At 63.2% G+C, this 23,900-nt stretch carries 26 protein-coding genes and 1 tRNA gene; 16 read left to right on the top strand and 11 right to left on the bottom strand.

Annotated features, from left to right (window positions below; genetic code table 11):
• Positions 1-61: 61 nt before the first annotated feature.
• Complete coding sequence (locus SynMEDNS5_RS01660) at positions 62-1,555, top strand: NAD(P)/FAD-dependent oxidoreductase (protein WP_186584020.1); 1,494 nt, start codon at positions 62-64, stop codon at positions 1,553-1,555.
• Here SynMEDNS5_RS01660 and SynMEDNS5_RS01655 read toward each other — a convergent pair.
• Complete coding sequence (locus SynMEDNS5_RS01655; RefSeq protein ID WP_186584019.1) at positions 1,516-2,544, bottom strand: aspartate carbamoyltransferase catalytic subunit; 1,029 nt, start codon at positions 2,542-2,544, stop codon at positions 1,516-1,518. The two genes, SynMEDNS5_RS01660 and SynMEDNS5_RS01655, sit on opposite strands and share 40 nt — an antisense overlap.
• Positions 2,541-3,218 carry a DNA-3-methyladenine glycosylase gene (locus SynMEDNS5_RS01650; protein WP_186584018.1) on the bottom strand — a complete coding sequence of 226 codons (678 nt, stop codon included), beginning with the start codon at positions 3,216-3,218 and terminating at the stop codon, positions 2,541-2,543. Before SynMEDNS5_RS01650 ends, SynMEDNS5_RS01655 begins: the two co-directional genes overlap by 4 nt.
• Positions 3,219-3,294: 76 nt before the next feature.
• Here SynMEDNS5_RS01650 and SynMEDNS5_RS01645 point away from each other — a divergent pair, with 76 nt between their 5' ends.
• From SynMEDNS5_RS01645 to gatC, 4 genes are read left to right on the top strand one after another with little or no spacing between them, the layout of a single operon-like run.
• Positions 3,295-4,083 (top strand): queuosine precursor transporter, encoded by a 789-nt coding sequence (locus SynMEDNS5_RS01645; RefSeq protein ID WP_186585780.1) that lies wholly within the window; start codon positions 3,295-3,297, stop codon positions 4,081-4,083.
• 4 nt (positions 4,084-4,087) lie between these two features.
• The gene (locus tag SynMEDNS5_RS01640) at positions 4,088-4,231 is read left to right on the top strand and encodes a hypothetical protein (RefSeq protein ID WP_186584017.1); all 144 of its coding nucleotides are present in this window, start codon (positions 4,088-4,090) and stop codon (positions 4,229-4,231) included.
• Positions 4,232-4,263: 32 nt separating this feature from the next.
• A complete protein-coding gene (locus tag SynMEDNS5_RS01635) occupies positions 4,264-5,052 on the top strand; it encodes a creatininase family protein (protein WP_186584016.1) in 789 nt (262 codons plus the stop codon).
• Positions 5,049-5,342: an Asp-tRNA(Asn)/Glu-tRNA(Gln) amidotransferase subunit GatC gene (gatC, locus tag SynMEDNS5_RS01630; protein WP_186584015.1), complete on the top strand. Its 294-nt coding sequence runs from the start codon at positions 5,049-5,051 to the stop codon at positions 5,340-5,342. Before SynMEDNS5_RS01635 ends, gatC begins: the two co-directional genes overlap by 4 nt.
• A 16-nt stretch (positions 5,343-5,358) precedes the next feature.
• Here the strand turns inward: gatC and crtR are convergent, their stop codons facing one another.
• Positions 5,359-6,387 (bottom strand): beta-carotene hydroxylase, encoded by a 1,029-nt coding sequence (gene crtR / locus SynMEDNS5_RS01625; RefSeq protein ID WP_186584014.1) that lies wholly within the window; start codon positions 6,385-6,387, stop codon positions 5,359-5,361.
• 53 nt (positions 6,388-6,440) lie between these two features.
• Positions 6,441-6,522, bottom strand: a tRNA-Leu gene (locus tag SynMEDNS5_RS01620).
• A 54-nt stretch (positions 6,523-6,576) separates the two neighbouring features.
• Here SynMEDNS5_RS01620 and SynMEDNS5_RS01615 point away from each other — a divergent pair.
• Both SynMEDNS5_RS01615 and ileS read left to right on the top strand, forming a co-directional pair.
• Complete coding sequence (locus SynMEDNS5_RS01615; RefSeq protein WP_186584013.1) at positions 6,577-7,131, top strand: Ycf66 family protein; 555 nt, start codon at positions 6,577-6,579, stop codon at positions 7,129-7,131.
• A 22-nt stretch (positions 7,132-7,153) separates the two neighbouring features.
• Positions 7,154-10,060 (top strand): isoleucine--tRNA ligase, encoded by a 2,907-nt coding sequence (gene ileS / locus SynMEDNS5_RS01610; protein ID WP_186584012.1) that lies wholly within the window; start codon positions 7,154-7,156, stop codon positions 10,058-10,060.
• Here the strand turns inward: ileS and SynMEDNS5_RS01605 are convergent.
• A complete protein-coding gene (locus tag SynMEDNS5_RS01605) occupies positions 10,038-10,355 on the bottom strand; it encodes a hypothetical protein (RefSeq protein WP_186584011.1) in 318 nt (105 codons plus the stop codon). The two genes, ileS and SynMEDNS5_RS01605, sit on opposite strands and share 23 nt — an antisense overlap.
• Positions 10,355-10,966 carry a DUF3177 family protein gene (locus SynMEDNS5_RS01600; protein WP_186584010.1) on the bottom strand — a complete coding sequence of 204 codons (612 nt, stop codon included), beginning with the start codon at positions 10,964-10,966 and terminating at the stop codon, positions 10,355-10,357. Before SynMEDNS5_RS01600 ends, SynMEDNS5_RS01605 begins: the two co-directional genes overlap by 1 nt.
• Positions 10,967-11,036: 70 nt before the next feature.
• Between SynMEDNS5_RS01600 and SynMEDNS5_RS01595 the strand changes: the two genes are divergently transcribed.
• The 4 genes from SynMEDNS5_RS01595 to SynMEDNS5_RS01580 are packed head-to-tail and all read left to right on the top strand — an operon-like array spanning position 11,037 to position 15,331.
• The gene (locus tag SynMEDNS5_RS01595) at positions 11,037-12,362 is read left to right on the top strand and encodes an FIST N-terminal domain-containing protein (RefSeq protein WP_186584009.1); all 1,326 of its coding nucleotides are present in this window, start codon (positions 11,037-11,039) and stop codon (positions 12,360-12,362) included.
• Positions 12,362-13,075 (top strand): tRNA (guanosine(46)-N7)-methyltransferase TrmB, encoded by a 714-nt coding sequence (gene trmB, locus SynMEDNS5_RS01590; RefSeq protein WP_186584008.1) that lies wholly within the window; start codon positions 12,362-12,364, stop codon positions 13,073-13,075. Before SynMEDNS5_RS01595 ends, trmB begins: the two co-directional genes overlap by 1 nt.
• A complete protein-coding gene (locus SynMEDNS5_RS01585) occupies positions 13,068-14,366 on the top strand; it encodes an IctB family putative bicarbonate transporter (protein ID WP_186584007.1) in 1,299 nt (432 codons plus the stop codon). The genes trmB and SynMEDNS5_RS01585 overlap by 8 nt, the downstream gene beginning before the upstream one ends.
• Positions 14,363-15,331 carry a BadF/BadG/BcrA/BcrD ATPase family protein gene (locus SynMEDNS5_RS01580; protein ID WP_186584006.1) on the top strand — a complete coding sequence of 323 codons (969 nt, stop codon included), beginning with the start codon at positions 14,363-14,365 and terminating at the stop codon, positions 15,329-15,331. Before SynMEDNS5_RS01585 ends, SynMEDNS5_RS01580 begins: the two co-directional genes overlap by 4 nt.
• Here SynMEDNS5_RS01580 and glmM read toward each other — a convergent pair.
• The gene (glmM, locus tag SynMEDNS5_RS01575) at positions 15,318-16,706 is read right to left on the bottom strand and encodes a phosphoglucosamine mutase (protein ID WP_186584005.1); all 1,389 of its coding nucleotides are present in this window, start codon (positions 16,704-16,706) and stop codon (positions 15,318-15,320) included. The genes SynMEDNS5_RS01580 and glmM overlap by 14 nt on opposite strands.
• An 87-nt stretch (positions 16,707-16,793) precedes the next feature.
• Positions 16,794-16,997, bottom strand: coding sequence for a hypothetical protein (locus SynMEDNS5_RS01570; RefSeq protein ID WP_186584004.1), 204 nt, complete (start codon positions 16,995-16,997; stop codon positions 16,794-16,796).
• A gap of 24 nt (positions 16,998-17,021) precedes the next feature.
• Here SynMEDNS5_RS01570 and SynMEDNS5_RS01565 point away from each other — a divergent pair, with 24 nt between their 5' ends.
• Positions 17,022-19,109: a lytic transglycosylase domain-containing protein gene (locus SynMEDNS5_RS01565; RefSeq protein WP_186584003.1), complete on the top strand. Its 2,088-nt coding sequence runs from the start codon at positions 17,022-17,024 to the stop codon at positions 19,107-19,109.
• Here the strand turns inward: SynMEDNS5_RS01565 and SynMEDNS5_RS01560 are convergent.
• Positions 19,066-19,536, bottom strand: a complete 471-nt coding sequence (locus SynMEDNS5_RS01560; RefSeq protein WP_186584002.1) for a hypothetical protein — start codon at positions 19,534-19,536, stop codon at positions 19,066-19,068. The two genes, SynMEDNS5_RS01565 and SynMEDNS5_RS01560, sit on opposite strands and share 44 nt — an antisense overlap.
• 118 nt (positions 19,537-19,654) lie before the next feature.
• Here SynMEDNS5_RS01560 and SynMEDNS5_RS01555 point away from each other — a divergent pair, with 118 nt between their 5' ends.
• Complete coding sequence (locus SynMEDNS5_RS01555) at positions 19,655-20,203, top strand: thioredoxin domain-containing protein (RefSeq protein WP_186584001.1); 549 nt, start codon at positions 19,655-19,657, stop codon at positions 20,201-20,203.
• Between the two features lie 49 nt (positions 20,204-20,252).
• Entirely contained in the window at positions 20,253-20,978 is a 726-nt protein-coding gene (gene thyX, locus SynMEDNS5_RS01550; RefSeq protein WP_186584000.1) for an FAD-dependent thymidylate synthase, read from the top strand.
• A gap of 22 nt (positions 20,979-21,000) precedes the next feature.
• Here the strand turns inward: thyX and dcd are convergent, their stop codons facing one another.
• Both dcd and SynMEDNS5_RS01540 read right to left on the bottom strand, forming a co-directional pair.
• A complete protein-coding gene (dcd, locus tag SynMEDNS5_RS01545; protein WP_186583999.1) occupies positions 21,001-21,594 on the bottom strand; it encodes a dCTP deaminase in 594 nt (197 codons plus the stop codon).
• A complete protein-coding gene (locus SynMEDNS5_RS01540) occupies positions 21,594-22,202 on the bottom strand; it encodes a cob(I)yrinic acid a,c-diamide adenosyltransferase (RefSeq protein WP_186585779.1) in 609 nt (202 codons plus the stop codon). Before SynMEDNS5_RS01540 ends, dcd begins: the two co-directional genes overlap by 1 nt.
• 159 nt (positions 22,203-22,361) lie before the next feature.
• Here SynMEDNS5_RS01540 and rph point away from each other — a divergent pair, with 159 nt between their 5' ends.
• Positions 22,362-23,087, top strand: coding sequence for a ribonuclease PH (gene rph, locus SynMEDNS5_RS01535; protein WP_186583998.1), 726 nt, complete (start codon positions 22,362-22,364; stop codon positions 23,085-23,087).
• 75 nt (positions 23,088-23,162) lie between these two features.
• Positions 23,163-23,897, top strand: coding sequence for a global nitrogen regulator NtcA (ntcA, locus tag SynMEDNS5_RS01530; protein ID WP_186583997.1), 735 nt, complete (start codon positions 23,163-23,165; stop codon positions 23,895-23,897).
• Positions 23,898-23,900 lie beyond the last annotated feature (3 nt).

Here is a 23,900-nt window from a genome sequence, read left to right as displayed (position 1 = left end):
GAGCACGGACAAAATCAATTTCAATCCATACCCTACGGACAGATCTGCTGAAGTTCTGGCCATGGCTGGTGAGCGTTTCTACCTCGAGCTAGAGCCCCCTGAAGAACGCCTGCGCCACGCCCCCCACGTGGTGATTGTTGGCGGCGGCTTCGCCGGCGTCAGAGCCTGCAAGGCCCTCGCCAATGCCGACGTTCGCATCAGCTTGATCGACAAACGCAACTTCAATCTGTTTCAGCCGCTTCTGTACCAGGTGGCCACCGGGCTGGTCTCCCGCGGGGATGTGGCAACGCCCCTGCGGCAGCTGGTTGGACGGCAGCGCAACGTGCAGGTGCTGTTGGGTGAAGTGACCCAGATCAACCCTGAAGGCAAGCAGATCGTTTTCAACGGCAAGGCCTACGGCTACGACTATCTCGTTCTTGCCACCGGTTCAGGCAGCACGTTCTTCGGCCATGAAAACTGGCGCACCTTCGCGCCACCGATGAAGATCCTCGAGCACGCTGAAGAAATCCGCCGGCGGCTGCTGATGGCGATGGAGCAGGCGGAACAGACCCCTGACCCAGAAGCGCGTCGTTTCCTGCAAACCGTTGTGATCGTGGGCGGCGGCCCCACGGGCTGCGAAATGGCAGGCGCCACCTCGGAACTGATGCGCAATGCCATGCGCCGTGAGTTCCGCCAGCTCAATCCGGCTGACACTCGCATCATCCTGGTGGATCCGGGCGACCGTGTGCTGAGGGCGATGCCGGAAGCGCTGTCTCAAGCTGCCCAGGAAACCCTTGAGGCCCTTGGCGTGGAAATGCTCTTCAAGGGTCGGGTGCAGACGATGCAGCCCGGCGAGGTGACCGTGGGCACACCCGATGGAGACCAACGCCTTCAGGCCGCCACTGTGATCTGGACAGCCGGTGTGCGCCCCTCCCATCTCGGGAAGAAATTGGCCGACGCCATCGGCTGCGAAACCGACCGGCGCGGACGGGTGATCGTGGAACCGGACTTCTCGGTGCAAGGGCACCCGGAAATTCGCGTGGTTGGCGACCTCTGCTCCTACAAGCACACCCGGGACGGCAATCCCCTGCCTGGAATGGCGGGACCCGCCACCCAGGCCGGCGGCTTCGTTGGCAAAGACATCGCCGCCATGGAGAGTGGACAATCACGTCCAACGTTCAGCTGGTTCGACTTCGGCAGCATGGCTGTGCTCGACCGGGTGGACGCGGTCGCCGATCTACGCGGTTTCAAGTTCAAAGGGGGCATCGGCTGGCTGCTCTGGGCTGCCGCGCACCTCGCCTTCATGCCCGATCGAGAAAACCGTTACAGCCTGTTGATCAAATGGATCTTTGCGGTGGTGTCGCAGTCGAGAGCATCGATGCTGCTCACGGGGATGCCCAGTCAGCACATGGGACTGGACGCCCCGGATGCTGCATTCCCAATGCAGTCTGGATCGGGCCCTTCGATCGCCGAACCCGGTGCTGCATTACGGGCCGCGATGGATTACTACTCCAACCAGGTGTCCGGTCTCCCCACTCAGAGCGAAAGCGGTGACTCCGCAGCCGCCATCAAGTAAAGCAGCGCCATGCGGATCGGGATGCCGTTGCGCACCTGATCCTCCACACGATTGGCGCTCAGATCATCGAGAAGGGCACCGCTCATCTCCACACCCCGGTTCACTGGGCCTGGGTGGAGCACAGGGATCGCAACCGGGCAGGCCTGCAGCCGCTCATGGCTGAGCCCGAAATCGCGGTGATAGCGATCCAGGCTGGTGAGCATGTGCTGGCGCATGCGCTCCTTCTGCAGACGCAGGGTCATCACCGCATCGGCTCCGGCAAGCGCATCATCAAGATTGCGCACAACCGTCAACGCTCCCCGGTTGGCAACAGGGTCTGAGGATTGGCCAGGTGGCGGCTGCGCAACGAACTGCGCAAAGGCGTCAGGCACCAAACTTGGCGGGCCGCAGAGAATCACATCCGCGCCGCAGGCGGTGAGGGCCCAGAGATTGGAGCGCGCCACCCGGGAATGCAGCACATCTCCCACGATCACGATGCGGCGTCCGCGCAGGGCTTCCGGCAGCGGATGACTGGGATCGAAATGCTGCGCCAAGGTGTAGAGATCAAGCAGCCCCTGGCTTGGATGGCTGTGCAGGCCATCCCCCCCGTTGAGCACAACGGTGCGCTCGCCCGTGCCTTCGAGGGCTTCGGCCAACTGCCTAGGCACGCCAGTGCAGCGGTGGCGCACCACCAGCACATCCGCGCCCATGGCGACATAGGTGCGTGCCGTATCGAGAAGGGACTCTCCCTTACTGAGCGAACTGCTTGAGGGCGAGAAACTGGAGACGTCGGCAGACAACCGCTTGGCTGCCAGCTCAAAGCTGCTGCGGGTGCGGGTGCTGGGTTCAAAGAAGAGGGTGGCCACCAGCCGCCCCTGGAGCGCCGGCAGCCGCCGCGCGCCAGTGACCGGCATCGCGCTGAACCGATGGGCCAGCTCCAGAACGGCCGCGTAATCCTCCCTGGAGAAGGTGGAGAGATCGAGGATGTGGCGGTGGGTCCACGCGCTCAACTGGGCGTCCGCTCACTCTGCTGAAGTTTAGAGGGAGGTGATCCATTCGCCCAGGCGGCACTGGGCTGGTATGCAGCCTCCAGCAGCGGCTTGCGGTCTCCCTTGGCCCGTTTGCTCACGCTGCGGCTCGCCTGGAGATACCAGCGCCATGGCAGCTCCTGGCCTCTGGCAATCCCGATGCGGGTGGTGGTGAACAGCACTGGCTCAAGCAGATTTGAAAGACGCGGGGCAATCCAGAGATCCTTCCCTTTGCAGGCAGAGCAACCATCCATCTGCCGGTCGATCCCGAAGCGACGGGCCAGCAGCCCAGGCCCCGCCGCCACACGCTCAGGTTCACCAGGCAGCGCCACGGCCCTAAGCAACACACCGTTGGCCCAGCCAGCCCGATCGGTGACCACATTCACGCAGTGGTGGATGCCATAACTCACATACACATAAAACCGCCCAGGCTCGCCAAACAGGGTTTCGTTTTGAGGGCTCCTGCGCCGATAGCCGTGGCAGGCGGGCTCCTCCTGGGAATACGCCTCCGTTTCCACAATCACGCCCCAAAGCAACTCACCAGTCTCTTGGCGTTTCACCAGCAGGCAGCCAATCAACTCAGGGGCAACCACCTCGGCAGGGCGACAGAAGAAGGTGTGAGAGAGGGAAGAGAACTCAGATAAAGCAATGGCCATGCTTCCCACGCATCGATTCAAGCCTGCTGAAGTGGTGACAGGGATGCAAACTGCCGCCAGGCTGCAATCAATCCCCATGCTCGCAGCGATGGACGCCTCAATCCAGGCACGCCGCGACTTTGTCTTTTTAACTCTGGCGGGGTTGTTCCTCGGCACTCTGGGGATGCTCAACATCCTCGGACTCACCCGCTTCCTCGAACTGGGGCACATCGGGTCGTGGCCGATCGTGGTGGCCGTTGGCGCCTTGCCGTATCCGATCACCTTCCTATGCACGGATCTGATCAGTGAGTTGTGGGGTGAAAAAAGAGCCGGCCAGGTGGTGTGGGTTGGCCTGCTGCTCAACGGCTGGGTCGTGCTGATTCTCTGGCTGGGCGGCTTGCTGCCCGGCGTTGAAGGCGCTCCGGATTCCACATTCTTCGAAATTCAGAGACTGGCGTTCGGCTCCGTGCTGGCCTCCATGGCGGCCTATCTCACAGCCCAGTTCGTGGACGTGCGCCTCTTCCATTTCTGGAAACAGTTCAGCGGCGGACGGGCGCTCTGGCTGCGCAACAACGGCTCAACCCTGGTGAGTCAACTGGTGGACACCAGCGCTGTGGTGCTGATCAGCCACTACGCCTCCGGCGTGCTGCCCGTTCGCCCCGGGGAACCGGTGGCTCCGCAGCTGGTGTCATTCATCGCCAGCGGCTATCTGTTCAAGGCCATGGCCGCACTGATCGACACCATGCCCTTCATCTGGATCACCGGCTGGCTGCGCCAGTGGTTGGCCGTGCCTCGCACCGGCAGTGAGATCGGCGGAGATCACGATCCCACCATGCAGGGCATGACAACAGAGTCATCCCTGCCAGGCTTGGACAAACGAATGTGATCAGATGGACGCCGCCCTCTCCGGATTCAACCTGGGTACGGTTCTGCTCTTCGGCAGTGGACTGTTCGTGATCGCCACCCTCTTCTTCGGCACCAGGGGTGGGTACTACAACACCGATCAGTACGACGGCAACGGCACCGCCCACTGAGCGCCAGGATCAACAGCAGTTGTCAGCAAGGCATGACCCCATCGCTCCCCGGCCCGGTGGACAGTACCGATGCCATTCGCCTGGCCCTGCAGAGCTGGCCGGACGTGGACCGGTACCTGCAGAGCTGCAAAGGCGTGATCATCCCCCTGGGTTCCACCGAACAGCACGGGCCCACCGGTGCCATCGGCACCGATGCGCTCACCGCTGAAGCGGTGGCTCTCGAACTGGGACGCCGCAGCGGTGTGCTGGTCACGCCGGTGCAAGCCTTCGGCATGGCAGAGCACCACCTCGGTTTTGCCGGCACCATGAGCCTTCAACCCGCCACGCTCCTGGCGGTGCTCCATGATCTTGTGCTCTCTCTGGCCACCCATGGATTCGAGCGGATCCTGGTGGTGAATGGGCACGGAGGCAACATCGCCACCACCAGAGCCGCCTTTGCCCAGGCCTACGGCACGGCTGCCAGCCGCGGCCTCGAGGTGGCCCCCAGACTGCGCTGCAAGCTCTCTAACTGGTTCATGGCCGGGCCGGTGATGCGCCGCGCCAGGGAGCTCTACGCAGACCGTGAAGGGCAACACGCCACCCCCAGCGAAATCGCCGTCACCTTGCATCTGCACCGCTGCCTGCAGGAGAAGCAGCGCCCCCTTCCCGAAGCCGCACCCTGCGGGGCCATTCATGGTCCGCAGGACTTCCGCCGCCGTCACCCCGATGGCCGCATGGGATCCGATCCCTATCTGGCCAAGCCTGAGCATGGTCAGGAGCTGCTGAACACAGCCGCGGAGGCGTTGCGCGAGGATCTCAGCACTTTCCTCACCGCCGCATGAGCAACATCACGGCCGACGACGTGCGCAAGGTGGCCCATCTGGCCAGGCTCGATCTCCCTGAGGACACCATCGCCACCTACACCGGTCAGCTGGAGCGGATCCTGGATTATGTCGACCAGCTGCAGGCCGTTAATACCGAAGGAGTGCCGGCAACCACCCGCGCTGTGGAAGTGGTCAACGTCACCCGTGAGGACACCGTCGAAGCGACCGAAGTGAGGGACGATCTGCTGAATCAAGCCCCGCTTCGGGAAGGGGATTTCTTCCGTGTCCCGAAGATCCTGGCCGAATGAGACCTGGCCGAATCAGTCAGGGAGAGTGAGGCCGGCGTGGCTGGGTTTTGATGGCGATGCGGTCCACAAAGCCCAACCAAGTGCGCTGCAAAGCGCGGCCAGGAATAAAGCGAGCAGCGCGGCGCATCTTCCCTCTGCGGTGCTTGTGACTGCGCACCCCCACAAGAATGTCGTAGAGGAAATTGGCGCCATCCGCACGGGTTTCAAAAATTCCAAGCCGTTGCGGTGAACCTTTGGCATCCAGGAGGGGTTTGGTGGCCTCGTAGGCGGGCTTGTACTCAAACCAGGGCACTGAGGGCCAGAGATGGTGCACGAGGTGATAGTTCTGACCCATGATCAGCCAGTTCATCAGCCTGCCTGGGTAGATCCGGGCGTTCGTCCAACGATTCCTGGACGTGAAGGGGCGATGGGGCAGGTAGTCGAAGAAAAGCCCAAGGGTGACACCCACCATCAGGGCCGGCGCGAACCAGCAGTTGAAGATGAATGGCAGGAAATCAAAGCTGACCGCAGCGGCAACGATTGTGAAGAACACGGCACGCTCGAAGCCCCACTGCATCAGCTCCCAGCGCTTCCAGAGCTTGCGCTGAAAGAAAAAAACCTCGTGATAGAAAAATCGCGGAGCGATCAACCACAGCGGGCCAAAGGTGCTCACGATGTGGTCGGGATCATTCTTCGGATCGTTCACATGGGCGTGGTGCTCGAGGTGCACCCGCGTGAAAACCGGAAAACTGAAACCCAGCAACAACGCCGACCCATGCCCCATCAATTGATTCACCCAAGGCACGGGATGGGCCGATTTATGGCAAGCGTCGTGAACCACGGTTCCTTCCAGGTGCAACGCCAGAAAGCCAGTGACCAACATCACCGGCAACGGCCAACCGGCTGAAAACCAGCCCCAGATGGTGAGCGCAGCCAGGGCATAACCGCCCAGAAACAAGCCCACCGTGGGATTCCAGGCCGCAGGAGGGTCTACAAACTGTTTGGGAACAGAACGCAAACGAACCTCCGCAACAGGCATTTCAGGTTGTACGAAAGCCTGGGTCATTCAGCGAAGGAGCGTCAGCCGACTGCTAAGAGCTACCAAATTAGGAAAACGGATGCCCACCGGGGGACTTGAACCCCCACGACCGAAGCCACTGGTACCTAAAACCAGCGCGTCTACCAATTCCGCCAGATGGGCAAGGTTGCAACTTTAGGCAGCAGCCCAGAATGGGTAAATCCCCTGGACCTCGTGATGCTGGCCACCCTTGCAGGAGATCTCTGTCTGGTGTTGGGCCTGGCGGTGCTGGTGCTTCCGCTTCTGGTCACGGAACTGAGCAGACCGCGCGATGGAGTGTGGGGTGCCGTGGTTCTGCTGCTGGGGCTTGTGCTGGTGACCAGCAGCGACCGCCTCCGGGGAGCACCGATGCTGGCGGTGGTTTGCGCAGGGCTGCTGATCAGCCGCCTCGGAAGCGAAGTGGCTCAGGCCCGCTGGCAGCAGCTGAGCCCCGAGGAGCAGCAGCGATTGAAATCCAGTGAGCGCTGGTCCACCAGCCTGCAGCAGCTCACCGCAACATCGAGCACGTTGCTGAGCAATGCCGGCCAGGCCCTGGGCAGCCTCAAGCCCAAAGCGCCAGCCGCTGACCGCCCTGAAGGCAGCAGCCGCACAGGCAAGCGCTGGGTCAGGCCCGAACCGGAGTCTGCAGCAGGCAAAGCTGAAGCAGCCAAAGCTGAAGCACCTGCCCAAAAAGCAGCGGAACCGAGAACGCCTGATCCAGAAGCCGCAACCCCACCCAGCGAAGACGGATAATTCCGGTTGCAGCTGCCCCAACGTGAGCAAGGAGACCCGCGACGCCGCCGAGGGACGTCCCTCCTACAAGGACACGCTCAACCTGCTGCAAACAGGCTTTGGCATGCGTGCCAATGCGGTGAAGCGGGAGCCGGAACTGCAGACCTTCTGGAGCGAGAACGGCATTGATGGGCAGCTGGGGCTCCAAAACAGTGGCCCCACGTTCACCCTCCACGACGGGCCTCCCTACGCCAACGGTGCCCTGCACATGGGCCATGCCCTGAACAAGGTGCTCAAGGACGTGATCAACAAATACCAAGTACTGCGGGGCCGCAAGGTGCGCTACGTGCCGGGCTGGGACTGCCACGGCCTGCCGATCGAACTCAAGGTGCTGCAGTCGATGGATCCGGAACAGCGCCAGGCGCTGACGCCGATCAAGCTGCGCAAGAAAGCTGCTGCTTACGCCCGCAAGCAGGTGGATGGCCAGATGAAGGGCTTCCAGCGCTGGGGCATCTGGGCCGATTGGGAGCAGCCTTATCTCACGCTGCAGAAGGAGTACGAAGCCGCCCAGATCAAGGTGTTCGGCGAGATGGTGCTCAAGGGGCACATCTACAGGGGCCTGAAGCCGGTGCACTGGAGTCCCAGTTCCCGCACCGCCCTGGCCGAGGCCGAACTGGAATATCCCGACGGCCACACCAGCCCCAGCGTGTATGTGGCGTTTCCAGCGGTGGAAGTCCCCTCCCCCCTGCGGGAGGCCCTGCAGAGCGATGGCATCGACCTGCCCACTGAGGCGGCTCCCCTGGGCGATGCCCTGCAGGTGGCGATCTGGACCACCACTCCCTGGACGCTTCCGGCCAACCTGGCGGTGTCGGTTAACGAACGGCTCGACTACGCCCTGGTCGACGATGGCAACGGCCGAATGCTGGTGGTGGCAGCCGATCTGATCGAATCGCTCTCCAAAACCCTGGAGCGCCCCCTCAAGCGTCGCGCCACGGTGAAGGGGGCTCAGCTTGCCGGGCTCACCTACCGGCATCCGCTGCTGGATCGCACCAGCCCAGTGGTGATCGGCGGCGAGTACATCACCACCGAATCCGGAACAGGCCTTGTGCACACCGCCCCAGGCCACGGCGTCGACGACTTCCACACCGGCCAGAAGCACGGCCTGCCCGTGCTTTGCCCTGTGGATGAAGCCGGCACCCTCACCGCGGAAGCCGGCCCCTTTGCAGGCCTGAACGTGCTCAAAGATGCCAACCCGGCGATCATCGAGGCCCTTGAGACTGCAGGAGCACTGCTCAAGCAGGAGGCCTACGGCCACCGTTATCCCTACGACTGGCGCACCAAAAAGCCCACGATCTTCCGGGCCACTGAACAGTGGTTCGCCTCGGTGGAGGGCTTTCGCAAGCAGGCTCTTGAGGCCATCGATCAAGTGCAGTGGACCCCCGCCTCGGGCCGTAACCGGATCGAAGCGATGGTGAAGGAGCGGGGGGACTGGTGCATCTCCCGCCAGCGCACCTGGGGAGTGCCGATCCCTGTCTTTTACCACCGCAGCAACGGCGAGGTGCTGCTCAACGCCGACACCCTGGCCCACATCGAAACGCTGATCGCCGCCCACGGCGGCGATGTTTGGTGGGAGAAAGACGAAGCGGCTCTGCTACCGCCCGCCTACGCCGACCAGGCCGATCAATGGCGCAAAGGCACCGACACCATGGATGTGTGGTTTGACTCCGGATCCAGCTGGGCCGCGGTGACAAGCCAGAGAGAGACCCTCAACTATCCCTCTGACCTCTACCTGGAGGGATCCGACCAGCATCGCGGTTGGTTCCAGAGTTCCCTGCTCACCTCCGTCGCCGTCAACGGCAAGGCGCCTTACAAGCGGGTGCTCACCCACGGTTTCGCCCTCGATGAGAAAGGCCGCAAGATGAGCAAATCCCTCGGCAATGTGGTCGATCCGATGGTGATCATCGAGGGGGGCAACAACCAGAAGCAGGAGCCTGCCTACGGCGCCGATGTGCTGCGGCTCTGGGTGAGCTCCGTGGATTACTCCGCCGATGTGCCGATTGGCGCCGGAATTCTCAGGCAACTGGCAGACGTGTACCGCAAGGTGCGCAACACCAGCCGATACCTGCTCGGCAACCTGCATGACTTCACCCCGGAAACCGACGCCATTGCCGTGGCCGACCTGCCGCTGCTGGACCGCTGGATGCTGCAGCGCACCGCCGAGGTGATGGATGAGATCACGGAGGCCTTCGAGAGCTACGAGTTTTTCCGTTTCTTCCAACTGCTGCAGAACTTCTGCGTCACCGACCTCTCCAACTTCTACCTCGACATCGCCAAAGATCGGCTGTACGTGAGCGCTCCCGCCGACCAGCGCCGGCGCAGCTGTCAAACCGTGATGGCCTTGATCATCGAACGCCTGGCAGGCTTGATTGCGCCTGTGCTCTGCCATATGGCCGAAGACATCTGGCAAAACCTTCCCTACGCCGTGAACGAGGCCTCGGTCTTCCAACGCGGGTGGCCGACCGCGCCGGACAGTTGGCGCGACGCGTCCCTGAACGAACCGATGCAGCAACTGCGCGAGCTGCGGGCATCCGTGAACAAGGTGCTGGAAGACTGCCGCAGCCGTCAGGAGCTGGGCGCGTCTCTGGAGGCATCGGTTCGCCTTGAGGCCCACAGCACAAGCCTGCAATCCGCTCTGCAGTGGCTCAACAACCATGGCCATCCCGAGGTGGATGGCCTACGCGATTGGCTTTTGGTGTCCCAGTTGCAGATTGGCGGTGAACCCTGGGCGGAACTGCTTGCCAACCAGGACGACGACGTTGCGATCATCGAAGTCGCCCGGGCCCGCGGCAGCAAATGCGAGCGCTGTTGGCATTACGAGAGTGATGTGGGCCAGCATGCCGATCATCCCCATCTCTGCGGCCGCTGCGTCAGCGTGCTTGGGAGGCTTTGACCCAGTGCTCCTCATCCAGCAGAGCAACAGGCTCCATCGGACCTGACAACACGATCTCGCCCGTTGGCGACAACGGGCCCTGCAGCACTTCCACTTGATCCAAGCGCGTGCCGTCGGGCAGGACGGAGGCATCCGGATCAAAGGAGGTGGGATGGGTGGTGCTGCTGCTGAAGCCGCGAAAAATCAACAGCTCGAAGGGCTCATCATCAACCTGTCCCCGCAAGCGCACCACACGGTCGGGATGTTGGCGGGTGCGCTCCTCGAAGGCGTGCACCAAGTCGTCATCCACCGGCATCAGAACTCTCCGGCCACCCGACCCTGGCGCGGGAAGCGCACCAGCAGCCACTGCAACAGGCCCACGGCATAGGCCACAAGAGCCACATAGCCGATGAAGGCGGCAACGGCTTCCGTCCACTGGCCGCCGAACACGAAATCAAACAGGCGTTCCGCAACCCGGTGCAGCCCCTTGGGAGCTTCGAGCCAGATCTTGCACTCGGCGGCCTCGAGTGCGCGGGCACAACCCAGCGCCGACCCGGACATGCCAACGGCGAAAACCGCAAACACCGTGAGGGACCAGCGCCAGATGCGCACGGTCATCGGCAGAGCCCGGCCCGGGGGACTGTCGGCCAGTTCCTCGTTGAGATCCACCCAGAACCACACCGATCCAGCCATCAGCAAGGGGGCCAGCACGGCCGTGACGTAGCCGATCGGCCGCTGATCGGTGAGTAACAGCACACTGATGGCCAGAAGGCTGGCCACCTTCCAGTAGATGCTCAGCAGGCGCACAAGGGCCGGATCACGGCGAACTCCAGCCCAGATCAACAGGATCAAGGGAAGACCAAGAGCAATCGTGGCGCCCAGGCGGTAGGTCAGCCACACCAGGGTTCGGGTCGTGAGATCAGGCACCGGCCAGGCACATCAGCACGTCATTATCAGTGCCATCCATCAAGACCACAGGATTGGTAGGGTCCAATTCATGGTTCCGTTTAATCCTCTCGACTGGTTCCGGAGTTCGGGTTCCCAAGCGCGTTGCCGCCATGCCCTCTCCCATCAGCCATCCATGGAGGAGGCCGTTCGGGATGTGTCCAGCACCCTCGGGGCCAACGCTGCCGACGTTGCCCTGGTGTTCGTGTCCAGTCACTTCGCCAGTGATCTTCCCCGCTTGCTGCCCCTGCTTCAGCAGCGTCTTCACGCCAGCCACTGGCTGGGATGCCTCGGCGGTGGTGTTGTGGGCACCACAGCGGACAACGAAGCCCATGAAGTGGAGCAGAACCCTGCGTTGAGCGTGATGTTGCTCAACCTTCCTGGAGCCCAGCTGCAGAGCGTGCAACTCAACAGCAACGACCTTCCGGATCTTGACGGCGCTGCGCAGCACTGGCACGAGTGGGTGGGCCTGAAGCCGGGATCCAGTCGATCACTTCTGCTGTTGATCGATCCCACGTGCAGCGGCATCAATGATCTGATCAGCGGTCTGGATTACGCCTACCCCGCGGTGGACAAGATCGGCGGAATCGCCATTCCCCACAACGCCGCCCATGGCTCCCTGCTCTGCGGCGATGGCGTCGCAGCCGGAGCCGTTGGCCTCAGCATTGGCGGCGATTGGTTTCTCGACCCTGTGGTGGCGCAGGGGTGTCGACCGATCGGTCCGGTGTTCGCGATTGAGCAGGCCCAGCGCAATGTGCTTCTGGAACTCAGCGATGGCGACCGGCGCGACAGCCCCGTGGCTTGCCTGCAGCGGGTGCTTGCAGGACTGAGCGCCGAAGATCGTGAACTGGTGCAGCACTCGCTGTTTCTGGGTGTTGAGCGGCAGGAACTCTCCGCAGGGGCCGCACTGGCCAAGCTGCAACGCTTCGCATCCGACAGCGGACAGTCCGATCCAGCAGGCAACAACGAGCAGGAGCGCACGTTCCTGGTTCGCAACCTGATCGGTGTGGATCCCCGCAATGGAGCCGTTGCCGTGGCCGAGAGGGTTCGCGCGGGGCAGAACGTTCAATTTCAGCTGCGGGAAGCGCAGGCCTCCCGCCAGGAAGCACGCCAACTGCTGCAAACCAGCCACTCAACCTCAGCCGAGAAGGATCCGCTCTGTGGCCTGCTGTTCGCCTGCCTGGGCCGAGGCAGCGGCCTGTTCGGAACCGCTGATGGCGACGTGAGCATCGCCCGTGAGGTGATGCCGAATCTCCCCATGGCCGGAAGTTTCTGCAACGGCGAGATCGGTCCCCTCGGCGGCGCGACGCATCTGCATGGATACACCGCCTGCTGGGGCCTTCTCCGCCATGCACCGCTCGAGTCCTCGCCGTCCTGATGCGTCAGCACGTCAATCCCCTCAGCCGGTTCTTTCAGCTGCCGCTGGAGTTGCCTGCGCCGGATCATCTGTTTGATGACCCCAGCCGCCCCATTCATCTGGACATCGGCTGCGCCCGGGGCCTTTACCTGCAGGAGCTGGCCGCAATAAGGCCGGATCGCAATCACCTGGGTGTAGAAATCAGACGGCCCCTGGTGCGATCCGCCCAGCGCGATCGGGACCGCCTTGAACGCCTCAACCTGCACTATCTGTTCTGCAATGCCAATGTCAGCCTGGAAGGATGGATGGCCGCGCTGCCACACGATCGCCTGCAGCTGGTGAGCATTCAGTTTCCGGATCCGTGGTTTAAGCGTCGGCACCGCAAACGACGCGTGCTGCAACCCTCCCTGTTGCTGGCCATTGCTGCCACGTTGCAACCGGGTCGGGAGCTGTTTGTTCAGAGTGACGTGCTGGCCGTGATCGACCCGATGGTGGCCCTGGTTGAGCTGAGCGGATGCTTTGATCGCCCCGCCGAGGACGCCCAACCCTGGAGAGCCGACAACCCTCTGCCGGTGCCTACGGAACGGGAACGCTATGTGCAGGAGCTGGGTCTCCCTGCCTATCGGGTGCTCTACAGGCGCAACCAGCAGCCACTGCCGGATCGTGAAGATCTGGAGATTGCTTGGCAACGGGTCGATAATCCCGCCAATGATGCATCCCCCCCGGATGGCTGAGGCTTCAGATCCGTCCCCATGGTTGCTGCGCTGGCAGGGATGTCTCCCCGGTTCGGCAACGCAGCAGAAGCGCCTCAGCAATCTGGCCGGCATCACGCTGATCCTGCTGCTCGCAGGACTGCCTCTGGTCACGCGCACGGGGCTGGGGTTGATCGTGCTGGCCTGCGGTGCTCTCTGGCTGCTGTGGTCGCTCACCAAGCCTCCCGAGCGGCTGGGTGGAATCAGCGGCTGGCTGCTGCTGTTTCTGGGCGTCGCCGTGCTGGCCACAGGCTTTTCGCCAGTCCCTGCCGCGGCCCTCAAGGGGCTGGTGAAACTGCTCAGCTACCTGGGGGTTTACGCCTTGATGCGCCAGCTGCTCGCCGTGCGGCCGGAATGGTGGGATCGGCTGATGGCAGCTCTCCTCGGGGGATCGCTCGTCACCGATGTGCTGGCCCTGCGCCAGCTCTATGCCCCCACCGAAGAGCTGGCCCGCTGGGCTGACCCGAATTCAGTCGCCGAAGGAACGATCCGGATCTATGGGCCGCTCGGCAACCCCAATCTGCTGGCGGGCTACCTGGTGCCGATCCTGCCGCTGGCGCTGGTGGCCTGCATCCGCTGGCGCGGATGGGGAAGCCGGGTTTTTGCGGCGACTGCCCTCATCCTTGGGAGTGCGTCGGTGCTCTTCAGCTACAGCCGAGGGGGATGGCTGGCCCTGGTGGCGGCCCTGGGCAGCCTGGTGCTGCTTCTGGTGCTTCGCGCCATTCGCCACTGGCCCCCACTCTGGAAGCGATTGGTGCCCCTGGCCCTGCTGGGGGCCGGGGGGGTGCTGCTGGCACTGGCCGTCACCCAGGTGGACCCGATCCGCACCCGGGTGATGAGCCTGCTTGCCGGACGCGGCGACAGCTCCAACAACTTCAGGATCAATGTGTGGCTGGCTGCGATCGACATGATCCAAGACCGCCCCTGGTTGGGAATCGGCCCGGGGAACGCTGCCTTCAACAGCGTCTACCCCTTGTATCAACAACCGAAATTCAATGCCCTGAGCGCCTACTCCGTGCCTCTGGAACTGCTTGTGGAAACAGGCATTCCGGGCCTGATCGCCTGTATGGGGTTAGCGCTTGCCAGCGTGCGTAGCGGCTTGAAAGCACTGGCGTCCGATGCTGATCTGGCTCTTCCCTGCATCGGCTGCCTGGCAGCAATCACCGGGCTGCTCGTGCATGGGGCCGCCGACACCATCTTCTTCCGGCCTGAAGTGCAGATCAGTGGATGGTTCTGCTTGGCCACCCTCAGCCAATCCCGTCCAAAGGCATGACTGACTCCACCACGGACACCACCCCCGTGCTGGCTGGATTCGATGCTGGTCAGACCCATTGCCGCTGCAGGCTCAGTCGCTGGACTGGGGGTGGCTGGCATGTGGTGGGAGAGGGCACTGGCAGCGGCGTCAGCCATCTGGATGCCTCGGGCGGCGAGGAACGCTTCCGGGAAGCCATCCGCTCCAGCCTGCAGGCCGCCTGGCCCCATGGCTGCCAGGCTCCACTGGCTGCGGCGGCCGTGGGGGCGAGTGGCGTGGAAGCCGGCACAGCTCTGCAGACCCGCGCAGCCTCACTGCTGCATGAAGTGGTGAACCTCCCCGAGGGGCGCTGCGTCGCCACGGGCGATGAACGCACCGCCCTGCGCGGCGCCTTCGCCGACCAAGCCGGAATCGTGCTGATCAGTGGAACGGGAATGATCGTGGTGGGACGCAACACCCTTGGCGAAGAACACCGCTGCGGCGGCTGGGGTTGGCGCCTCGATGGCGCAGGTTCAGCGTTCGACCTCGGGCACCAGGGCCTGCAGGTGAGCCTGCGCATGGCCGATGGACGTCTGGCCGATGGGCCCCTGCGCCAGAGGCTGTGGGAAAGCCTCGGCTGCCGCACCGCCGACGCGCTCAAAACCCTGGTGGTGCAGCAGGATCATCAGCCTGCCGATCTAGCACGCCTGGCACCGCTGGTGGATGAAGCCGCCGCCCAGGGAGATCGCGAAGCCCGGAGAATCCTTGATCGATCAGCATTCGCTCTCGCCGAAGCCGCCAGCGCCGTGGCCAGACAGCTGAGTCTGAATGAACCCAACCTCTGCGCCCACGGAGGCGCACTTCTGAATCTCAGGGAATTCAACGGCGCCGTACACCAGGCAATGCAGCAGCACTTACCAGGTGCTCGCTGGACCCAACCCCTAGGAGACGCCTGTGATGGCGCTCTGGCCCTGGCCCGCGATTGCTGTCAGCTCACGCCGCATTGAGGTGCTTGTCCGCCGCGTCCGCCAGGCGCTGGGTCCAATGCTCAACGGCCTTGGGATCGGCCGCCTCCACCATCACCCGCAGGAGTGGCTCGGTGCCACTGGCCCGCACAAGCACCCGCCCGTCGTCCGCCATGCTGCGCTCGGCCTGCTGCACCAAATCAGCAAGTGGTTGGCAGTCCGCCCAGGCCTTGCGGCGTGACCGATCAGGTACCCGCACATTCACCAGCTTCTGGGGGTAAGCCTCAAAGCTGCGGTCCAACCAATCGGCCAGGGTGATCCCCTGGCCATGGCAAAGGCTGGCCAACTGCAGGGCCGTCAGCACCCCATCACCCGACAAGCCGTGGGCTGAGGAAAGAATGTGGCCGGATTGCTCGCCGCCGAGCGCCGCACCACTGCGGACCATGGCGGCATGAACATGCTGATCACCCACCGGAGTGCGATCAAGCTGCCCGCCACGCGCCTGCCAGGCCCGCTCAAAACCGAGATTGGACATCACCGTGGCCACCAGCCTCTGGTCGGGGAGCACGCCGCTGTCCTGCAGCGCTGAGCCCCATAGGAAGAGCACATGATCACCATCGACGATGCGGCCCCGGCCATCAACCGCCAGCATCCTGTCGGCATCACCATCAAAGGCGAAACCCATGGTCGCCCCACGCTCCAGCACGGCCCGCCGCAGGGGCTCGAGATGGGTGGACCCGCAACCCACATTGATCCGCTCCCCATCGGCTTCGCCATGGAGAACCGTGACATCGGCACCGAGCTCGGAGAACACCGCGGCCCCGCAGGCTGTCGCCGAGCCCCAGCAGAGATCCAGAACAATCGGCACACCATCCAGCCGCTGATGCTGCACGCTTTGGAGAAGATCCTGTTGGTAGAGATCGAGTAGATCAGACCGTTGGTGTGACACCCCGAACGCATGCGCTTGCGGTAACGGCGGCTCCTGACCGCGCAAACCGGCTTCGATGCGCGACTGAAGCGCAGAGCCGAGCTTGCTGCCATCGGCACCGAACACCTTGATGCCGTTGTCTTCCGGTGGGTTATGGCTGGCGGACACCATCAAGCCACCGGCTGCCTCAAACCGGCGGATCAGGCTCGGCACTGCCGGGGTTGGGCACAGCCCAAGGGTCCAGACCTCCCGCCCCGCTGCGGTGAGACCGGCCGCGAGTGCCGATACGAGCATGGATCCGCTCGTGCGGGAATCCATCCCGATCAGCACAGGCCCATCAGAGGGGAGAACCCGTCCACACCAGAACCCCACCTGCAGAGCCAGCGTGGAGGTGATCGCCGTACCGACATGGCCACGCAGGCCATCGGTGCCAAAACTCACCTGGGCAGGATCAGGACAATCCAGGGGATGGAATGCAGGTGAGGCCATGGAGTCTCATTGATGGGTGAACCTTAAAAGGCCCGACAGCATCAGAACTTCGGCGCAAGGACAGGCCAATAGCTGCACGCCAAGCGTTCAACGCCAGCGCTGCGGAATCAAGAGGATGGCCGCCAGTTCCAGCAACGCCCAGGCGCCAACCAGAAGCACCATCCATCCAGGCAGCCACTGCAACGGCCAGAGCCAGCGCATCCCCCACAGCACAAGGGCCACACCGCAGACGATCGCGCAACGCAGTCGCTGCCGCCGCCCCGGGCGGGGCGTGCGCTGATCCGCACCCATCCAATGCCTGCCACTGGCAACAGAATGCCAGCAGTTCAAAGACCGTGTGTGAGTGCTGGACCGACCCGCGGACTGCTGCTCCTCGGAGGCACGTCGATTCTCACGGTGATGGCGATCGTGGGGGGCCAACGGCTGCTGCGTCAGCGTCACGTCCCTGTGACCGCTCGCATGGAGAGCGCGCAGGTATGGGCGCGCTATCGCTGGTCGATTGACCCGCTGCAGCGCAGGGAAGCGGCCTTGCTCCTCGCCAGTCGCAGTCGGGACTCACCAGAGCGCCAGCGACGGCTGCTCGCTGGCCAGGGATGGGGACCGTCGCCCCTGGCGGCCGTGGCGCTCAAGCAGCAGGCCCTGGCAGCTCGACGGGCCGGCCGGCCCGTCGAAGCAGAGCAGCGCTGGCAAAGCCTGCTCGAGCGCTTCCCAACCAGCGCCGCCAGCGCCGATGCCCGCTACTACCTCAAGGGCGACGACGCGCAACTGAAACAACAGTTGCTGTCCCAGCAGCCTGCCCATCCCGCCACCCTCGCGGCGGCTGCAGAACTCCCCGATGACGCCAACCAGGACACCCTTCAGGCCAACGCCTTGCACCTGGCACGCTGGGGCCCCCGCTGGCCTGGAGCGGCCAACCTCATTCGCCGCACCTGTGGGGATATCACCGGCACGGGACTGTCTCAAGAGCAACGGCTCAACCTTGCCTCTGCCCTGGCCGAACTCGGGGATGGCACGGCCTCGGAGCTCTGCCTGCAGGGCACCCCGCTGCAACCGCCCCAGGCGCTGATCATCGGCCGCACCCTTTGGCGCGGAACCCCAGCCCAGAAACGTCGCGGGGAAGCAATGCTGCTGCAGCTGGCCAACGCCCATCCTCAATCCGAGGAAGCCTTAAGGGCAGCGGCTCTGCTGAGTGAGCCGCTGAGGCCGAATCAGGCGCTGTTGGATGCCTTGCCACTACAGCTGCAAGAGCGTTCAGCGGATGTGGCCGCAGCCCGCGTACGCCTGAACGCCGACCGAAACGGCCTGGAGGTCCTGAAACAATGGCCGGATCACCCCGCGATCTGGCAGCTGCAATGGGATCTGGCCCGCAACGCATTACTGGAGGGCCAATGGGACCAGGCCCTCAGCGTTCTGAAGACCATCCCCGGGAACAAGCTGCCCGATCCCCTGGCCGCACGACAGCAGTTCTGGATCGGCTTCAGTTTGGCCAAGCTGGGGAAACAGCAGCAGGCAGAGCGGGTCTGGGAGGCCCTGATCAAGGCCTATCCGCCGGGGTATTACACCTGGCGTGCCGAAGCCCGGCTTGGAGGCGGCGATCTGCCCGCACTGAACGGGGAAGCGGCTGCCACTGCAACCCGGACCATCAATGCCAACAACGACGCCTGGGAGCGTCAGGGCTGGAGCCCTCTGAACAGCGGTGATCGCTTCGTGGATCAACTCTGGAGACTGGGGTTGCGCCAGGAGGCCTGGGACACCTGGCGCAGCAGCCAGGCCACGGCCAAGCCATCCCCGCAGAGCCAGCTCATCGAAGGTCGGCTGCGCCTGGGGGTGCAGGACTTCTGGACGGGCCTGAGTCGGCTGTGGAGGGCCAACCTGCGGCTTGTCTCTCCCGATGACGACACGCAGCTGCAGCTGCATCAAAGCCAACACCCCCGACCACTTCTGCCTGAGTTCAGCGCCGCAGCGCAGCAGGAAGCGGTGCGCTTGGAATTACTTCTGGCGATCGCCCGTCAGGAATCTCGCTTTTCCCCAGGCGTGCAATCGCCGGTGGGAGCCGTGGGCCTGTTGCAGCTGATGCCGGCCACTGCAGCGGAGATGGCAGGAGCCCCTCTCAGCGATGCTGATCTCAGGCAACCCGGACGCAACGCAACCCTGGGAGCGCGTTACCTGGCCTGGTTACTCACGGAATGGCAGGGAAACCCCTGGCTCACCGCCGCAAGTTACAACGCTGGGCCGGGAGCAGCTGGTTCCTGGCGGAGTGAGGAACTCGCCCGGGATCCGGAGCTTTGGGTTGAACGGATTCCCTATCCGGAAACGAGGCTGTACACCAAGAAAGTGCTCGGGAATCTCTGGGCCTATCTCAGACCGGACTGGGAAGGTCGTGACCGATCCAGATTCCGCTGATCACAATCACTGACAGCCAGAAGGCGGTGATCTGGGGAGACGGCACCACCTTGATCCGGGTGAGATCCAACCGAGCCAGAAGGGTGGCAGAGGCCAGAATCAACACATCAGAGAGCAGGCTGAGGCTGAGCACATACAAGCCAACAGTGATCACCAAGGTGAGCGTGACCACAAGGCTGAGCACCCGACTGGAGGCCATCAGCAAGGAGAGTTGTCGCAGCAGCAGATCAGGCATGGTGCAGACCACCACAACAACAAAGGCCTGAATCAGTTCAATCGTCCAGAACACGTGGACACTCATCTGATGGGCCTGCGCAAGCCAGGTTTCCTGTATGGCCCAGTGATGACCGAGGAACAGCGACACACCGAAGAGCACCAGAAGCAAAGGAGCTCTGAGGGGCAGCAGCAAAAAGCGCAGGAGTGGCATCAGCGTGGCGGGGTTCCCTGATGGATAGACACCGGATAGCGATGCTGGATCCACGGCTAAACGCTAGCAACAGCAGCTGGTTTGTCCTGTCAAGATGGGTTCTCGATCCCTCTCCTGGATGACTGGCACTCCCGAGAGCTCAAGCCTCACACCCCTGCAGAAAGGTCTTCTGCTCGTGTCGGCCATTGCATTAGCCGTGAGCCTGTTTCTGGTGCGCAACGGAGGGATGGCGGAATCACCCCTCGACCAGCTGGCCCGACGCTCCCTGGCGCCAGAGGTTGCACTGAGCAATGGCCGGCCCACGATCCTGGAGTTCTACGCCGATTGGTGCGAGGTCTGCCGGGAGATGGCTCCCGCGATGCTGGCGATGGAAAACGCACACACCGACGATCTCGACGTCGTCCTCGTGAACATCGACAACCCTCGCTGGCTCGACCTCACCGACCGCTACGACGTGACTGGCATTCCCCAGCTGAACCTGTTCGCTGCTGATGGACAGCTGCGAGGGCGCTCGATTGGTGGACGCACGCAAAGCGAACTGAACACCCTGGCCGCCGCGCTGGTAACGAATGCAGCCTTGCCAACGCTGACGGGCGTTGGCAGTACCAGTCCCATGCCCGAGCCGACCACGATGGACTCGGCCGCCGGCCCACGCAGCCATTCCTAAGCAGACCGGCCATGATCAGCACACGCTTTTTTCCCAATCCGACGTGACCATGGATCCCCGCTTCCGCGTCGACCTGATTGCCGCCACCCCCAACCCGCAGCAGTGCGTGTATGCCGGCATGCATCAGGACTACAGCGAGGGCTTTGTGGCTGCAGACCGCGCCGACTGGCCTGACGAAACCAAAGCCGGCGAGATCTGCGTGAAGCGTTTACTCGCCGGCGAGCGAGGCCACTACGGTCCGCTCGAGCATGCCCAGATCGTGCTGAACGTGGGCTGGTTTCCCCACTCGGTGATGCAGCAGGCCCGCACCCATCGGGTGGGTGTGAGCTTCGATGTGCAATCCATGCGCTATACGGGCGAGCGCATTGCCAGAGCTGCCGATGGCGAACTGGATCTGGAAGATGTTTTCTACCTCAGGCCAGTGGGGGATTACAGCGATCGCCAAGGCAAGAAATACACCTACAGCGAGGCGTTGCGGGCGCAGGATCTGCAGCTCTGCCGGCAGGCGTCCGAACGCTATCGGGATCGACTGCGCGCCGGCTTCGCTGAGGAACATGCCCGCGGCATTCTTCCCTTTGACTACCGCCAGCACTTCGTGGTGAGCTTCAGCCTGCGAGCCTTCCTGCACTTCATGGACTTGCGCGCCAAGCTCGATGCACAGCAGGAAATCCGCGAGCTCTGCGACCTGATGTGGCCCCACCTGCAGCAGTGGGCACCTGAGTTCGCGGCCTGGTACGAAAAAAGCCGACTGCACAAGGCACGATTGGCGCCCTGAGGTCAGGGCGCCTCGCAAGGTTTCAAACTTTTGCGAGCGTTACCCGCTCAGGCTGGTGTTGATATTTGCCCTGGCGATCGCTGTAGGTGGTGTCGCAGGGATCACCTTCAAAAAACAACAGCTGGCAGATGCCTTCATTGGCATAGATGCGGCAATCAGCGCCTGAACTGTTGCTGAATTCAAGAGTGAGGTGCCCTTCCCAACTGGCTTCCGCCGGCGTTGTATTCACAATGATGCCCAGGCGGGCATAGGTGCTCTTGCCCAGGCAGATCACTGTGATGTTGGGCGGCACTTTCATCTTTTCTAACGCCACACCCAAGCCATAGGAATGGGCCGGAAGGATGAAGTAATCACCGTCCTCGTCATGATGAAGTTCGGTGGGCTCCAAGTTCGCGGGATTGAAGCGCTTGGGGTTCATCACCGTGCCCGGCACATGCTTGAAGATCAGGAACTCCTGCGGTGAGAGGCGCAGGTCATAGCCATAGGACGAACAACCGAAACTCAACACTGGGCGCAACTTCTGATCAGGCTCCAAATGACGCACGAGCCCTGCCTGGAAGGGCTCAAGCATCCCCTGAGCAGCTTGCTCGGTGATCCAGCGATCGTTTTTCAGCATCAGAACCCCCTGCGCAATTCCGTGACCTGATCAGCCAGAGCCATCAGTGAGTCGGGGATGGATGGCCCCGTGATGATCACATCCATCGATGCCGGACGCTGCTCCAGACGACACAGCACCTCCTGCTCATCGAGATAGCCGTAGGCAATGGCCAGACCGAGCTCGTCGAGCACCAGCTGATCAAGATCTCCACGTCTCAGCTGCGTGGAACAGGCGTTCCAGATGGATTGCACAGCGTCCACAACCCCTGGCTCCGCTTGAGCAACAGGCTGAGACAGGCACTCCAGAACGGCCGGACGCATCCAGACGAGGCGATCACAAAGCGTGACGGCTGCATCAGGCCCCTGCACAACACCGCCTTTAAGGAACTGGGCAACCATCACCCGGCTCCCCAGCCCTGCGCTGCGCAGAGCCTGACTTAACACGGTGCCGTAACTGCCACGGTACGGGGCCGTGTGAACCTGCAGCTGTCCCTCCTGGGCCACCAGATGCAACGGCGGCCTCGGCTCGAGGGCAGGCAGTCCGCGCAAACCGGCTTGCTCCAGCGTCCGATGATCCGCACTGCGGGCGTCTCGGGATCGATGGCTGGGGCTCAGGCTGGTTGTCATCTCGGTCGCTGGCGTCAGGGCTGGTGTCCAGACGGCCCAGCAGAGTTTGAATCTAGCGGTGCGAATCCGATCCACAAGCCCTTTGACACCATCCATGGTGTCTCGGCCCATGGTGTCTCGGTCCAACTGGCAGGCTCAATCAAGCCATCGTCGCCAGGCATGAACACCAGCTCCCGCAAAGACGGACGCCAAGCGTCCGAACTGAGGCCCTTCGCCGTCGAATGGGATCCCATGGGCTTCGCCCTCAGCTCCGTGATCGTTCGCACCGGCCAAACCGCTGTGCTCTGCAGCGTCTGCCGCGAAGAAGGCGTACCGCGTTGGCGCCGTGATCAGGGCCTCGGTTGGCTCAGCGCGGAATACCGGCTCCTGCCTGGCTCCACCCCCGAACGCCAGCGACGGGAATGGCTCAAGCTCTCTGGACGCACCCAGGAAATCCAACGCCTGATCGGCCGCAGCTTGCGAGCCGCACTTTCCATGGAGGCGCTGGGAGAGAACACCCTGCTGGTCGACTGTGATGTGATTCAGGCCGACGCAGGCACGCGCACCGCCTCCGTCACCGGAGCCTGGCTGGCCCTGCATCGCGCCTGCGCGTCCCTGGTGCAGCAGGGGGTCCTCCAGACCAATCCGGTCTGCTCCCAGGTGGCGGCTGTGTCGGTGGGGCTACTCGGGGGCGAGGCCCTGCTGGATCTGGATTACAGCGAGGATTCCAGGGCTGATGTTGATCTCAATGTGGTGATGAACGACCGCGGTGACCTGCTGGAACTGCAGGGAACAGCGGAAGGAACAGCCTTCAGCCGGCAGCAACTGAACCTGCTCCTCGACCGAGCGGAACCTGGGCTGAAGCAGCTCATGGACGCCCAGAACGAGGCTCTACAACTGCGCTGAGCCCTTCGAACCGTGTGCGTTGCTACAGGGTGAGAGTCGATCACTTCTTAGCTTCCCCTGAGCGATGTGCTGGCCATGCCCGAAGTGATCCGCGGCTTCAGTCGCACAGTGCCCCAGGCCGGTCGAGCCACCAATGTGAGCTTGGCCAACGCACCCGCTCCCTCCAGCAGAACCCTGTTGGAGGTGATCCGAGACCTGGATGGCGCCAACACGGAGCTGGTGGAACGCAACAAAACCATCTTCTTCCCGGGCGATCCCGCCGAGCGTGTCTACCTGATCCGCCGAGGTGCGGTGCGCCTCTCTCGCGTCTACGAGTCAGGGGAGGAGATCACCGTGGCGCTGCTCCGAGAGAACAGCCTGTTCGGTGTGCTTTCTCTGCTGACCGGCCATCGCTCCGATCGCTTCTACCACTCCGTAGCCTTCACGAGAGTGGAAATGGTCACGGCTCCCGCCACATCAGTCCGACAGGCCATCGAAGCCGACACCTCGGTTGGACTGCTCTTGCTGCAGGGACTTTCAAGCCGAATTCTCCAAACGGAGACCATGATCGAAACACTCACCCACCGCGACATGTCGTCCCGCCTGGTGAGTTTTCTGCTGGTGCTCTGCCGCGACTTCGGCATCCCTGGGAACCAGGGGATCACGATCGATCTGCGGCTGTCGCACCAAGCCATCGCCGAGGCCATTGGATCCACCCGGGTCACGATTACCCGCCTCCTTGGAGACCTACGCAATTCGGGACTTGTAGAGATTGACCGCAAAAAAATCACAGTGCTCGATCCGATCGCCTTGGCCAAACGCTTCAGCTGACCG

This window comes from Synechococcus sp. MEDNS5 (assembly GCF_014279875.1).
Lineage (GTDB): Bacteria > Cyanobacteriota > Cyanobacteriia > PCC-6307 > Cyanobiaceae > Synechococcus_C.
This window is presented reverse-complemented; position numbering and strand designations above follow the sequence as displayed.

Bases quoted from the DNA above. Each gene is read 5' to 3' on its own strand.
- SynMEDNS5_RS01660 (WP_186584020.1), top strand. From the start codon at position 62: ATGGCTGGTGAGCGTTTCTACCTCGAGCTAGAGCCCCCTGAAGAACGC.
- SynMEDNS5_RS01650 (WP_186584018.1), bottom strand. From the start codon at position 3,218: ATGGCCATTGCTTTATCTGAGTTCTCTTCCCTCTCTCACACCTTCTTC.
- SynMEDNS5_RS01645 (WP_186585780.1), top strand. From the start codon at position 3,295: ATGCTCGCAGCGATGGACGCCTCAATCCAGGCACGCCGCGACTTTGTC.
- SynMEDNS5_RS01640 (WP_186584017.1), top strand. From the start codon at position 4,088: ATGGACGCCGCCCTCTCCGGATTCAACCTGGGTACGGTTCTGCTCTTC.
- SynMEDNS5_RS01635 (WP_186584016.1), top strand. From the start codon at position 4,264: ATGACCCCATCGCTCCCCGGCCCGGTGGACAGTACCGATGCCATTCGC.
- gatC (WP_186584015.1), top strand. From the start codon at position 5,049: ATGAGCAACATCACGGCCGACGACGTGCGCAAGGTGGCCCATCTGGCC.
- crtR (WP_186584014.1), bottom strand. From the start codon at position 6,387: ATGACCCAGGCTTTCGTACAACCTGAAATGCCTGTTGCGGAGGTTCGT.
- SynMEDNS5_RS01615 (WP_186584013.1), top strand. From the start codon at position 6,577: ATGCTGGCCACCCTTGCAGGAGATCTCTGTCTGGTGTTGGGCCTGGCG.
- SynMEDNS5_RS01605 (WP_186584011.1), bottom strand. From the start codon at position 10,355: ATGCCGGTGGATGACGACTTGGTGCACGCCTTCGAGGAGCGCACCCGC.
- SynMEDNS5_RS01595 (WP_186584009.1), top strand. From the start codon at position 11,037: ATGGTTCCGTTTAATCCTCTCGACTGGTTCCGGAGTTCGGGTTCCCAA.
- trmB (WP_186584008.1), top strand. From the start codon at position 12,362: ATGCGTCAGCACGTCAATCCCCTCAGCCGGTTCTTTCAGCTGCCGCTG.
- SynMEDNS5_RS01585 (WP_186584007.1), top strand. From the start codon at position 13,068: ATGGCTGAGGCTTCAGATCCGTCCCCATGGTTGCTGCGCTGGCAGGGA.
- SynMEDNS5_RS01580 (WP_186584006.1), top strand. From the start codon at position 14,363: ATGACTGACTCCACCACGGACACCACCCCCGTGCTGGCTGGATTCGAT.
- glmM (WP_186584005.1), bottom strand. From the start codon at position 16,706: ATGGCCTCACCTGCATTCCATCCCCTGGATTGTCCTGATCCTGCCCAG.
- SynMEDNS5_RS01570 (WP_186584004.1), bottom strand. From the start codon at position 16,997: ATGGGTGCGGATCAGCGCACGCCCCGCCCGGGGCGGCGGCAGCGACTG.
- SynMEDNS5_RS01565 (WP_186584003.1), top strand. From the start codon at position 17,022: ATGCCAGCAGTTCAAAGACCGTGTGTGAGTGCTGGACCGACCCGCGGA.
- SynMEDNS5_RS01560 (WP_186584002.1), bottom strand. From the start codon at position 19,536: ATGCCACTCCTGCGCTTTTTGCTGCTGCCCCTCAGAGCTCCTTTGCTT.
- SynMEDNS5_RS01555 (WP_186584001.1), top strand. From the start codon at position 19,655: ATGACTGGCACTCCCGAGAGCTCAAGCCTCACACCCCTGCAGAAAGGT.
- thyX (WP_186584000.1), top strand. From the start codon at position 20,253: ATGGATCCCCGCTTCCGCGTCGACCTGATTGCCGCCACCCCCAACCCG.
- dcd (WP_186583999.1), bottom strand. From the start codon at position 21,594: ATGCTGAAAAACGATCGCTGGATCACCGAGCAAGCTGCTCAGGGGATG.
- SynMEDNS5_RS01540 (WP_186585779.1), bottom strand. From the start codon at position 22,202: ATGACAACCAGCCTGAGCCCCAGCCATCGATCCCGAGACGCCCGCAGT.
- rph (WP_186583998.1), top strand. From the start codon at position 22,362: ATGAACACCAGCTCCCGCAAAGACGGACGCCAAGCGTCCGAACTGAGG.
- ntcA (WP_186583997.1), top strand. From the start codon at position 23,163: ATGCCCGAAGTGATCCGCGGCTTCAGTCGCACAGTGCCCCAGGCCGGT.